Origin of the sequence: Ensifer adhaerens, assembly GCF_013283195.1 — a bacterium.
In the GTDB taxonomy this organism is placed as follows: Bacteria; Pseudomonadota; Alphaproteobacteria; order Rhizobiales; family Rhizobiaceae; genus Ensifer; species Ensifer adhaerens_G.
In genome coordinates, this window is the sequence record NZ_JABEKT010000002.1 from 1,252,913 (window position 1) to 1,264,953 (window position 12,041).

Annotated in this window: 9 protein-coding genes; 7 read left to right on the top strand and 2 right to left on the bottom strand. The window is 60.5% G+C overall.

Features of this window, described 5'->3' with window-relative positions:
- The first annotated feature begins 89 nt into the window (after window positions 1–89).
- From LPJGGPFB_RS22155 to LPJGGPFB_RS22180, 6 genes are all read left to right on the top strand, one after another.
- The gene (locus tag LPJGGPFB_RS22155; protein ID WP_173422046.1) at window positions 90–1,292 is read left to right on the top strand and encodes a 2-aminoethylphosphonate--pyruvate transaminase; all 1,203 of its coding nucleotides are present in this window, start codon (window positions 90–92) and stop codon (window positions 1,290–1,292) included.
- Between the two features lie 21 nt (window positions 1,293–1,313).
- On the top strand, window positions 1,314–2,582 hold the full coding sequence (gene phnA, locus LPJGGPFB_RS22160; RefSeq protein WP_173422047.1) for a phosphonoacetate hydrolase: 1,269 nt from the start codon (window positions 1,314–1,316) through the stop codon (window positions 2,580–2,582).
- 10 nt (window positions 2,583–2,592) lie between these two features.
- Complete coding sequence (phnY, locus tag LPJGGPFB_RS22165; RefSeq protein WP_173422048.1) at window positions 2,593–4,047, top strand: phosphonoacetaldehyde dehydrogenase; 1,455 nt, start codon at window positions 2,593–2,595, stop codon at window positions 4,045–4,047.
- A 335-nt stretch (window positions 4,048–4,382) separates the two neighbouring features.
- Window positions 4,383–5,405, top strand: a complete 1,023-nt coding sequence (locus tag LPJGGPFB_RS22170; protein WP_173422049.1) for a putative 2-aminoethylphosphonate ABC transporter substrate-binding protein — start codon at window positions 4,383–4,385, stop codon at window positions 5,403–5,405.
- A gap of 83 nt (window positions 5,406–5,488) precedes the next feature.
- Window positions 5,489–6,652 (top strand): putative 2-aminoethylphosphonate ABC transporter ATP-binding protein, encoded by a 1,164-nt coding sequence (locus tag LPJGGPFB_RS22175; RefSeq protein ID WP_173422050.1) that lies wholly within the window; start codon window positions 5,489–5,491, stop codon window positions 6,650–6,652.
- 2 nt (window positions 6,653–6,654) lie between these two features.
- Entirely contained in the window at window positions 6,655–8,670 is a 2,016-nt protein-coding gene (locus LPJGGPFB_RS22180; protein WP_173422051.1) for a putative 2-aminoethylphosphonate ABC transporter permease subunit, read from the top strand.
- 207 nt (window positions 8,671–8,877) lie between these two features.
- On the opposite strand, the gene LPJGGPFB_RS22185 is transcribed toward LPJGGPFB_RS22180, so the two are convergent.
- Window positions 8,878–10,080: an aromatic ring-hydroxylating oxygenase subunit alpha gene (locus LPJGGPFB_RS22185; protein ID WP_173422052.1), complete on the bottom strand. Its 1,203-nt coding sequence runs from the start codon at window positions 10,078–10,080 to the stop codon at window positions 8,878–8,880.
- Between the two features lie 103 nt (window positions 10,081–10,183).
- On the opposite strand from LPJGGPFB_RS22185, the gene LPJGGPFB_RS22190 reads away from it, so the two are divergent.
- Complete coding sequence (locus LPJGGPFB_RS22190) at window positions 10,184–11,050, top strand: LysR substrate-binding domain-containing protein (protein WP_173422053.1); 867 nt, start codon at window positions 10,184–10,186, stop codon at window positions 11,048–11,050.
- 6 nt (window positions 11,051–11,056) lie between these two features.
- On the opposite strand, the gene LPJGGPFB_RS22195 is transcribed toward LPJGGPFB_RS22190, so the two are convergent.
- Window positions 11,057–11,947 (bottom strand): LysR substrate-binding domain-containing protein, encoded by an 891-nt coding sequence (locus LPJGGPFB_RS22195; protein ID WP_173422054.1) that lies wholly within the window; start codon window positions 11,945–11,947, stop codon window positions 11,057–11,059.
- Window positions 11,948–12,041 lie beyond the last annotated feature (94 nt).

The window sequence follows — 12,041 nt, forward strand, 5'->3', positions numbered from 1 at the left end:
AATCGATAGATTCATACAAAAGAACGATTTTACATATATATCAACCCGCCGCATTGTCATCCCCGGAGACGCCAACGTGAGGACGGACAATGCCAAACACCGCTTCTGACAGAACCATCGCACCGCTGGAAACGCCGAGACTGGGCGAGCCCTATCTGCTCACCCCCGGCCCGCTGACGACGGCCTACGAAGTCAAGGAGGCGATGCTCCGCGACTGGGGCTCATGGGACGGCGACTTTCGCGCGATGACGGCGGAACTGCGCCGCCAGCTTCTCGACATTGCCGGCGATACCGACGGCGAATTCGACTGCGTGCCGATACAGGGCAGCGGTTCGTTCTCGGTAGAAGCAATGCTCGGCAGCTTCGTTCCGCGCGACGGCAAGGTACTGGTGCTGATCAACGGCGCCTATGGCAATCGTATCGCCCAGACGCTCACCTATCTCGGCCGCGACCATGTGACGATCGACAAAGGCGATTACATGCCGCCGCGCGGCCCTGAAGTCGCCGCAGCACTCAATGCGGACCCTGATATCACCCACGTCATCGTCGTTCATTGCGAGACCAGCTCCGGCATCCTCAATCCACTGAAGGAAATCTCCGACGTCGTCTATGCCAGTGGTCGCAAGTTGCTGGTCGACTCGATGAGCGCCTTCGGCGCCGTTCCAGCCGGCATCGCCGATCTGCGCTACGAGGCGATCGTCTCGTCGGCCAACAAGTGCATCGAAGGCGTTCCGGGCTTCGGCTTCGTCATTGCCCGCAAGAGCGAGCTGGAGGCCGCCAAGGGGCGTAGCCATTCGCTCAGCCTCGACGTGCACGCGCAGTGGGAAACCATGAACAAGACCGGCCAGTGGCGGTTCACGCCGCCGACCCATGTGGTCGCCGCATTCCTGGAGGCGCTGCGGCTGCACCGGGAGGAGGGTGGTGTTGCTGCCCGCGGCGCCCGCTACGCCCGCAACCGCGACGTCATGGTCGCCGGCATGCGCGAGGCGGGTTTCGAAACGCTGCTTGCCGACCGATGGCTGTCGCCGATCATCGTCACCTTCTTCAGCCCGGCCGATCCGGCCTTCGCCTTCGACCGCTTCTACGAGTTGATGAAGCAGAAGGGCTTCATCATCTACCCCGGCAAGCTGACGGTCGTCGACAGTTTCCGCGTCGGCTGCATCGGCCGCATGGACGAGCATGTCATGCGCCGTGTGGTCGAGGCCGCACGCACATCTCTCACCGAAATGGGGGTTGCCAGTGCCGCCCCGCCGGCGGTCGCGCTTGCCGAACGCAGCCGTCTCGCCGCTTGAATGAACGATAGGATTTTCCCGATGAACCAGATGTCCAAGATCAATGTCGCCGTCACCGCCAACCGGCGCAGCTACCCCTGGCCGAACGTCCCGGCCATTGCCATCTGCCTCGACGGCTGCGAACCGGCCTATCTCGACGAAGCCATCAAGGCCGGGCTGATGCCGACGCTTGCCCGCATGCGCCAGACGGGCACCGAGCGCACGGCGCTCAGCGTCATCCCGAGCTTCACCAACCCCAACAACCTGTCGATCGCCACCGGCCGTCCGCCGGCCATTCACGGCATCTGCGGCAATTATCTCTATGAGCCGCAGACCGGCAACGAAGTGATGATGAACGACCCGCGCTTTCTGCGCGCGCCGACCATCTTCAAGGCCTTCTATGATGCCGGAGCCAAGGTCGCCGTGGTTACCGCCAAGGACAAGCTCCGCGCACTTCTCGGTCACGGCCTCAAGTTCGACGAGGGCAGGGCGATCTGCTTCTCGTCCGAAAAGGCCGACAAGTCGACCAAGGCGGAGCACGGCATCGACAATGCCTCGGCCTGGCTCGGCCGTCCGGTGCCCGAAGTCTATTCGGCGGAACTGTCGGAATTCGTCTTCGCCGCCGGCGTGAAGCTACTGAAGGAGTTTTCTCCCGATGTCATGTACCTGACGACGACCGACTATGTTCAGCACAAATACGCGCCCGGCGTTCCCCAGGCGAACGCGTTCTACGAGATGTTCGACAAATACCTGACCGAACTCGACGCGCTGGGTGCCGCAATCATCGTGACGGCCGATCACGGCATGAAGCCGAAGCACAAGGCCGACGGTTCGCCCGATGTCATCTATGTGCAGGACGTGCTCGACGAATGGCTCGGCAAGGATGCCGCGCGCGTCATCCTGCCGATCACCGACCCTTACGTCGTGCATCACGGCGCACTTGGTTCGTTCGCAACCGCATATCTGCCGGAACGCGCTGACAAGGAAGACATCATCGAGCGTCTTGCGGCGATCGACGGCATCGACGTTGTTCTTTCGCGACCAGAGGCCTGCATCCGTTTCGAACTCCCGGATGATCGCATCGGCGATATCGTGCTCATCTCCTCGGAGAACAAGACGCTCGGCACCAGCGAACATCGCCATGACCTTGCCGCGCTGAACGAGCCCTTGCGCTCACACGGAGGCCTCACCGAGCAGCAGGTGCCTTTCATTTCGAACCGCAAGTTGCCTGAGCTTACCTCAGCTGCCTCTCTGCGCAATTTCGACGCCTTCTATTATGCGCTGGTCGCCGCAGCGCAGCCAGCAAAGTGAGGAGCGGCCGATGACCAAGGTGGAAACGACGTTCGCTCTGCGCCACGAGCCCATGCGCATTGCCGGTAAAAAGGTCGATGCCGAGGAGGTGATCGAGGTGCACTATCCCTGGAACGATGCCGTTATCGGCACCGTTCCGGCCGGCAATGCCGAACATGCCCGCAAGGCCTTCGAGATCGCGGCGGCCTATCAGCCGAAGCTGACGCGATACGAACGCCAGCGCATCCTCTTAAAGGCGGCCGAGATGCTGGTTGCCCGCAAGGAGGAAATCTCCGACATCATCACGCTGGAGCTCGGTATCTCGAAGCAAGATTCGCTCTACGAGGTCGGCCGCGCCTTCGATGTGCTGACGCTGTCGGGCCAGATGTGCATTCGCGATGACGGCGAGATTTTCTCGTGCGACCTCACTCCGCATGGCAAGGCGCGCAAGATTTTCACGATGCGCGAGCCGCTGACTGCCATTTCGGCGATCACGCCCTTCAACCATCCGCTCAACATGGTGGCGCACAAGGTGGCGCCGGCGATCGCTACCAACAATTGCGTGGTGCTGAAGCCGACGGAACTGACGCCGATGACGGCACTCGTCTTCGCCGACATTCTCTACGAGGCCGGATTGCCGCCGGAAATGCTGTCGGTGGTCACCGGCTGGCCGGCTGATATCGGCATGGAAATGATGACCAACCCGAACTTCGACCTCATCACTTTCACCGGCAGCGTGCCGGTGGGCAAGCTGATCGCGGCCAACGCGCACTACAAGCGCCAGATCCTCGAGCTCGGCGGCAACGATCCGCTGATCATTCTCAACGACCTCTCCGACGACGACCTGGCAAAGGCCGCCGACCTTGCGGTTGCCGGCGCGACGAAAAACTCCGGCCAGCGCTGCACGGCCGTCAAGCGCATCCTCTGCCAGGAAAGCGTCGCCGACCGCTTCGTGCCGCTGGTGCTGGAGCGCGCAAAGAAACTCCGCTTCGGCGACCCGATGGATCGTGCGACGGACCTGGGCACGGTCGTGCATGCCCGTGCCGCCGAAACCTTCGAGCGCCGGGTGCATATGGCGGCCGAGCAGGGTGCTGAGATCCTTTACGATCCCGGTCGCCGTGGTGCCCTTCTGCCGCCGATCGTGGTCGATCGCGTGCCGCATTCGAGCGAACTCGTGATGGAGGAAACCTTCGCGCCGATCATTCCGATCGTGCGGGCGCCTGATGATGACGATGCGCTGATCGCACTTTCCAACTCGACCGCCTTCGGCCTTTCGTCGGGGGTCTGCACCAACGATTTCCGCCGGATGCAGAAGTACATCGCCGGGCTCAAGGTCGGGACGGTCAACATCTGGGAAGTGCCCGGCTACCGCATCGAGATGTCTCCCTTCGGCGGCATCAAGGATTCCGGCAACGGCTACAAGGAGGGTGTGATCGAAGCCATGAAGAGCTTCACCAACGTCAAGACGTTTTCCCTGCCCTGGTAAGCTGGGCCCCGGTGATCCGGGCGTCCCCTGCCTGGCCACCATTTCTGGGAGCTGCCGATCGGCAGCTCCCTTTTTCTTGGCCTGCTGCAGCCCTTTTCGGCGTATGCCGCCCGGCGATGCAGCCGGTGGTAGTTTCATCGTCAATTGCCCCGCGGGTGCTCAATAAAGCGGCAGAAGATCCATAGTTTTTACTTTGCCAACGATAAGAATAATAAATTTTACTAATTGAAATGACCCACGCAGAATGCCTCCTGAAGCGTGCAAGACAAGGGCAGCGACAGATTGCCAGCCATGCTTCCCGGATTTTTTCCAGGCCTCCAGAGGAGATTTTCAGCATGAACCGTCATATGTTTTTTATGCTTGCCGGCGCCATGTCCGTGGCGCTTCCCGCCATAGCATCCGCCCAGACAGAACTCACAGTTTACACCGCCGTCGAGGCTGTCGACCTCGATCGCTACAAGGCGACGTTTGAGAAGTCGCACCCAGATATCAAGATCAACTGGGTCCGGGATTCGACCGGCGTGATGACGGCCAAGTTACTCGCCGAAAAGGACAACCCGCAGGCGGATGTCGTCTGGGGGCTGGCTGCGACATCGCTGCTGCTCCTGAAGACGGAAGGCATGCTGGAAGCCTATCAACCGAAGGGCGTCGAGGCGCTCGACAAGAAATTCGTCGACAAGGACAACCCGCCGAGCTGGGTCGGCATGGATGCCTATGTCGCGGCCCTGTGCTACAACACGGTCGAGGGCGAGAAGCTCGGCCTGAAGGCTCCCAAGAGCTGGGACGACCTGACAAAGCCCGAGTACAAGGGGCATGTCGTCATGCCGAACCCGGCCTCATCTGGCACAGGCTTCCTCGACGTGTCCGGCTGGATGCAGATGTGGGGCGAGGAGAAGGCTTGGTCCTTCATGGACAAGCTGCATGAGAACATCTCCGCCTACACTCATTCCGGTTCGAAGCCGTGCAAGATGGCAGGTGCCGGCGAAGCCGTGATTGGCGTTTCGTTCGAGTTCCCTGGCGCCAAGGCCAGGAGCGCAGGCGCACCGATCGACATCATCTTCCCGTCGGAAGGATCGGGCTGGGAAGCGGAGGCGACGGCAATCATCGCTGGAACGGCGAACCTCGAAGCCGCAAAAACCCTGGTCGACTGGTCGGTCACCAAGGAAGCCAACGAAATGTACAATGCCGGCTATGCCGTGGTCGCCTATCCCGGCGTCGCCAAACCGGTCGAGCATCTGCCTTCCGACATCGCTTCAAAGATGATCGACAACGACTTCGAATGGGCCGCGAACAATCGCGCCACCATCCTGAAGGAATGGCAGAAGCGCTACGACGCGAAGTCGGAACCGAAGAGCTGACCTCTGATCGACAAAGGGCGGAGTGCATCGCGCTCCGCCTTTCGCATTCTCGAAAATTGCCTGACGGCCAGCGGAGCTTGCAGATGAGACATGCCCTGTCGATCGAACCGACACCCACGAGCATTCCCCCCACCGCCGCAGACGCGGCGTCCTATCTGGAAATCTCCGATCTCTGGAAGAGCTATGGCGACTTCGTCGCCCTTCGTGACATCTCCCTGAGCATAGCAAGGGGTGAATTCATCTGTTTCCTTGGTCCCTCCGGTTGTGGCAAGACGACCCTCCTGCGCGCGATCGCCGGCCTCGACCTTCAGTCCAGTGGCAAGATCCTGCAGGGCGGCCACAACATCTCGACTCTGCCTGCCTCCAACCGGGACTACGGCATTGTCTTCCAGTCCTATGCGCTCTTTCCCAATCTCACCATTGAGCAGAATATCGCCTTCGGTCTTGAAAACGCCGGCCGATCGAGAGCGGAGATTGCTACGCGCGTCGCTGAGCTGCTGGCAACGGTCGGGCTTTCTGAACAGAGCAAAAAATATCCGGCCCAGCTTTCCGGCGGCCAGCAGCAGCGCATCGCGCTTGCACGTGCTATCGCGATATCGCCCGGCCTGCTTCTGTTGGACGAGCCGCTGTCCGCCCTAGACGCCAAGGTTCGGGTACATCTGCGCCATGAAATCAAGTCGCTGCAGCGAAAGCTCGGTGTTACCACCATCATGGTAACGCACGACCAGGAAGAGGCACTGGCGATGGCGGATCGGATCGTGGTGATGAACCACGGCGTCATCGAGCAGGTCGGGTCACCGACCGAAATCTACAGCCACCCGAAAACCCTCTTCGTTGCCGATTTCATCGGCGAAACCAACCAATTCCCTGCAAAGGTGTTGAAGGACGGGACGGTTGAGATTGGCCACTCGGCCTTCGATTGCTCAACGAAGGATCTTGTGGTGGGCGCGACTGCGACAGCCGTGGTGCGCCCCGTCGATATCATTCCGCATGGGGCCAATGCCCACGCCGTCAATGCCGTCGACCGGCCGGCGACGCCACAAAACCTTATCGATGCCGAAGTACGGGAGATGGAGTTCCTGGGCATGTTCTGGCGCACGCGCCTGACGGCGCCGCGGCTTGGCGAGCGCACCCTGGTTGCCGACTTCTCCGTCAATGCGGTGCGCAGGCTACACATAGAGACGGGTGGGGTGATCCAGGTGGAAATCCCGCGCGATCGTCTGCTGCTCTTTCCAAGGAGTGCCTGAGGATGAACATCGCCCTCGAAGCACCATACCTGCCGCTAGCCGGCAAGCGACTGCGGCAGGAAACGTCCCGCGATGACCGCATCAAGTTTGGCCTCATGGCCATCATCGGGCTCTACCTGATCGTCGCCCTGGGTGCGCCGCTTTTCGTCATGCTGTCGAAGTCGCTGTCGACCTATCGCTTCGATCTCGCCGCTTTCGAGTTCCAGGTCAGCGACGGAACGGGCGCGAAATGGGGCCCGGTCGAGACAGCGGATGCGCTCAACAGGAAGCTTGGCGCCGTGGCGGAAGGTGACCTTGCGAGCAGTACTGATGGCCGGCTCGCAGCCACCAAGTTCTTCCCGGACTTCAGCTTCCGCAGTCCGGTCCAGTACCGAATTCGTGGCACCACGGATGATGCTGCGTTTCTCGCCGGTTCGACGTTGGAGAAGGGCACCGAATGGCGTGAATATGACTCAGGCACCTTCCGGCGCATTATGCTGCGGCCGGCACGCACTCTCGGCCTCGACAATTTCAAGACCTATTTTTCGACGCCGGCACTTGCCCGCTCGATCTACAACTCGGTGCTGATGGCAACGATCAGTACGGTGGTGACGATCTCCATCGCCTTTGCTCTCGCCTACGGGTTGACGCGCAGTTGCATGCCGCTCAAAGGTCTGTTCCGCGGCATCCTCGCCATACCGATCCTCGTGCCGTCGCTCTTGCCCGGAATCGCGCTCGTTTACCTCTTCGGCAATCAGGGCATCTTCAAGGATTGGCTTCTCGGCTACTCGATCTACGGCCCGATCGGCATCGTCATTGGCTCGGTGTTTTTTACCCTACCGCACGCCTTCCTGATCATCCTGACCGCGCTCTCCATCGCAGATGCCCGCCACTACGAAGCCGCTGCATCGCTCAAGGCCAGCAAGTGGCGCACGTTCACGACCGTCACCTTACCAGGCGCACGCTTTGGCATCGTCTCTGCCGCTTTTGTCGTCTTCACGCTTGTCATCACCGACTTCGGGTTGCCCAAGGTAATCGGCGGTCAATACGGCATGCTTGCCGTCGATATCTACAAGCAGGTGATCGGCCAGCAGAATTTCGAGATGGGGGCGGTCGTTTCGGTCATTCTGCTGGTGCCCGCCATCCTCGCCTTCGCAGTGGACCGCCATATGCAGAAGCGCCAGGTGGCGCTGCTTTCGGCGCGGGCGGTGCCCTATGTGCCCAAGCCCAATGTCCGCATGGACGGCATCTGTCTTGCCTTCGCATGCCTCGTCAGTTTCTTCATCCTAGGCATGATCGCCATGTGCCAGATCGCAGCGGTCGTGAAGTTCTGGCCCTACGACCTGACGCTGACCGCGAAGAATTTCGCCTTCGACCTGATGGACGGCGGCGGCTGGACGGCCTATGCCAACTCGATCAAGCTTGCGTTGCTGACTGCGTTGTTTGGTTCGGTGATCGTCTTCGCCGGCGCCTATATGGTGGAGAAGGCGGATGCTTTCCGCTTCGGCCGGAACGTCTTCCATTTCCTGGCGATGATGCCGATGGCCGTGCCGGGGATGGTGCTCGGACTTGCCTACATCTTCTTTTTCAACAACCCGGCCAATCCACTGAACGCCATCTACGGGACGATGACGATCCTCGTCGTCTCGACGGTCACACACTTCTACACCGTTGCACATCTGACGGCGCTAACGGCGCTGAAGCAGATGGATCCGGAATTCGAATCCGTCGCGGCCTCCTTGAAGCAGCCCTTCCATCGGCTGTTCTTCCGGGTAACTTTACCTGTCTGTCTGCCGGCGATCCTCAACATCGCGATCTATCTCTTCGTCAACGCCATGACGACCGTCTCTGCGGTGGTCTTCCTCTACGCTGCCGATACCAAGCTTGCCTCGGTCGCCGTGCTCAACATGGATGATGCGGGCGACATCGCACCGGCGGCAGCCATGGGCATGATGATCTTCTACACCAACGTCGCCGCCAAGCTCATCCACGCGCTGTTCGCCCGTGGTCTCTTGGCCCGAACGCAGGCCTGGCGATAGGCTGAGCTGCCGCTGGCAGAGCATTCCACTTCGCCCGCGCGCCGCCGCTTCTGGTAAGTCGAACGTGGGGAATTGAGGCCGATAACGTCGGTCACACGAACGGTTTTGATGTCGTTTGCGGAAACCGAACGAGGATGCCGACCGAAAAACTTCAATGACGAGTTCGTTGCGATCGGCGGCATCGTCCCACATCGAAATAGCGGGTCGTCATGTTGCGGTCATCTGGTTGACGTACCAGCGAACGTAGCGATCGACATTCGCCTCCTTGGTCGGCGAATAGGGGCCGGGCTCGAAACCGGGGGAGGTGACGCCGATCCATTGGCGGCGGCAGATTTCCCAGTCTTCCGACATCACCTGGTGATGAAAGGCGGCAATTGCTTCCGGATCGTAGTCGCGTCCCTCGACGGCATTTTCGTCCACGAGCCAGTAACCCCGCACGATGGTCTTCGTCGGCGATACCGGCGTTATACGCACGGTATGGGCATAGTCGGAATTGGCGTGGCACCAGAAATTGATGTTGGTGTTGGCGCGCGCGGTGCCCATGTCGGCATCGGTAAAACCTGCCATCAGCACCCTGCAAACCGCCTGCCCATCAGGGCTCTCGGTGACCATGCCCTTTCGCACAGGCGTGCGATTGGCGCGGAACCATTCCGCTGTGTTGTTGGACGAGGTGTTGACGCGCGCAACGTCGAGACCGGCTTTCTCCCAGCGAAGTCGACACTCGCCCAACCGCTCGGCAATTTCGTCCTGGAGATCGGGATTGTCGTTCTCCGTGTCGTACTGCACGGAGACATACCCATGGTGATTGGCCTCGCAGTGATAGCACTCGCGATTGTTCTCGACGACGATTTTCCAATTCACATCGAGTTCATAATCGCGGATCAGGGCGACCTTGGCCCGTGCCATGCCCTGTGATTTCAAGATTGGCGACAGATGGTCGCGCAGTTCGTGGAAAGGGGAGGGTGTGTCGGCGAGGTTGACGAAGACAAGCCCATCGACCTCCTCCACACATACCTTCTTCAGCCCATGTGTCGTCTTGTCGAAATCCTCACCCATGATCGGCGCCCCGATGAGCCGTCCATCATGCGCGTAGGTCCACGAGTGATAGGGACAAACCAGTCGGGCCGACCGACCCTTCTCCTTGGTACAGATGATGGAGCCACGATGGCGACAGACGTTGTGGTGTGCGTGCAGTCTGCCATCGCGATCACGGACCACGACGACCGGCACCCCACCGGCAGTGAACGTCATGTAGTCGCCAGAATGGGCAAGCTCCACGGAATGGCCTGCGAAGAACCAGCTGTTGCGGAATATAAGCCGTTGCTCTTCGGCGAAGACCTCGGGATCCGTATAGAATGCTCCGGGCAGGCCGGAGCCGGGACGATATGCTTGCAGCCAATGGACGTTCATAAGAATGCCTCCAGTATACTGAACCGAGGGCATTGGAGCTGTTCTTGCCAGGCAGGGCAAACGCGATTACCTTGGGGAAAGGATTAGAAAAATTAAGGGTGATATGGCGTCCGCACACTTGCCGCTGAATTGGCTTCGAGCCTTCGAGGCCGCCGCGCGGCTCGGCAGTTTCGCCGGAGCCGGCGCTGAACTGAACGTCACACCGTCTGCGGTGTCGCAGCACGTTCGAGCGCTGGAAGGAAGGCTCGGCAAGGCCCTGTTCACCCGCCATGCCAATGGGGTCAGGCTGACGGATCGCGGCCGGCGTTATGCCGAGGAGCTTGGCCGGGCTTTCGCTGCGATCGACGAAGCCAGCCGCCGGATTGCCGGGCATGGCACGCGCGAGATGCTCGTCGTGCACGTGCCCACGTCGTTTGCCAGTCAATGGATTGCACCGCGGCTCGACCTTTTTCGCGCCAGCCACCCTGACATCGACCTCAGGCTGACAGCACTCGACCAGGGCGAAGACAAGGTCGACGCCACGATCGCCTTCGGACTGGGCAACTGGCCGAAGCATGATGCCATGCTCCTGCTGCGTGACGAGGCATTTCCGGTCTGCGGACCCAAATATGCCGAGGCGCTCACTGACCCGCAGGACCTGGATGGCCATGATCTGCTGCATGTGCCCGGATATTCTGAAGATTGGGACACTTGGTTCACGCATGCGGGCGTAAACGGCGTCGATACCTCGTCAGGGTCGTTCTTCGATCAATCGATCATGGCAATACGTGCAGCCGTGGAGGGAAAGGGCGTCCTGCTCGGCCGTGCAGCACTTGTTGAGCGTGAGCTTTCGAGTGGCTTGCTGGTGGAGCCTTTCGGTGTCCGGCTTCAAGCCGCCGGGTCATACTGGTTCCTGACGTCAGGGCCCAAGGCAAAACTGCCGAAGGTTATGGCGTTTCGGGATTGGCTGACCGAAATGACCTCAAGCTAGCGGGCCTCAAGAAAATTGACCGCCACTTGCCTCGCGCGTCAAAGACCGAGCGGTTGCGAAGAACGCGTGGATTGACTTGCTGTTGCGGCGATCCTTCAGGCAGATCAGCTTTTCATGCATCGAAAGGGGTTGATGTTCGAGCGCGATTTTTACCAGCCGCGGATCGTCGTCGAATTCAGCCTCCGAAACGATCCCAAGACCCGCGCCGGCGGCAACGATCCGCCGGACGGCTTCGCGGCCTTCGGCCTCGATCGCAAAGCGCAGGGGCACGCCTTGTGCCTCAGCGAGCTTCTCGAACATCTGCCTGGTGCGTGAACCCTGCTCACGCATGACCAGCGGCCATGCGCTCAACGCTTCGAGGGGGACACTCTCCCGTGTCGCAAGCGGATGAGAGCGCGCGGCGAAGAGAACGACGGGAGAGACATTGAGCGGAAAAACGTCAAACGGGCGCTCGTCGAGCAGTTCGCCGAGGACGCCGATATCCACGTCATAGGCAAGCAGTGCCTCCACGATGCTGTGAGAATTGCCGCCCACGATCTTGATCTGGATACCGGGAAACCGCTCGCGGAAAACGGTAAGGACGTCGAGCACATGATCGACCGAATCGGCGGCAATCCTGAGTACGCCCGCCCGCAACGATCGTTCCTCCTGCAGGACGTCGAGAGCCTCGCCCTCGGCATCAAAGAGGCGGCGGGTCGTCACAAGGAGCCGGGCGCCCGCGGGAGTCAACTCGATTTGCCGGCGTTTTCGCACAAACAGGGCAACGTCATATTCCTCTTCCAGCCAGCGCACCTGGTCAGAGATGGCAGGTTGCGTGAGGTGCAAGGCGCGCGCGGCCATGGAAAAGCTGCCGGTGAGAGCCACGTGATGGAAAGCCCGAAGCTGGACATAGCGCATGATAGGACAAGACCGTTGGCGTGAGAATTCGTTGTATCGATAGAATCTTAATTCGGTTAGATAATATCGATTTTGTTCCGCTTCCGATAGATGC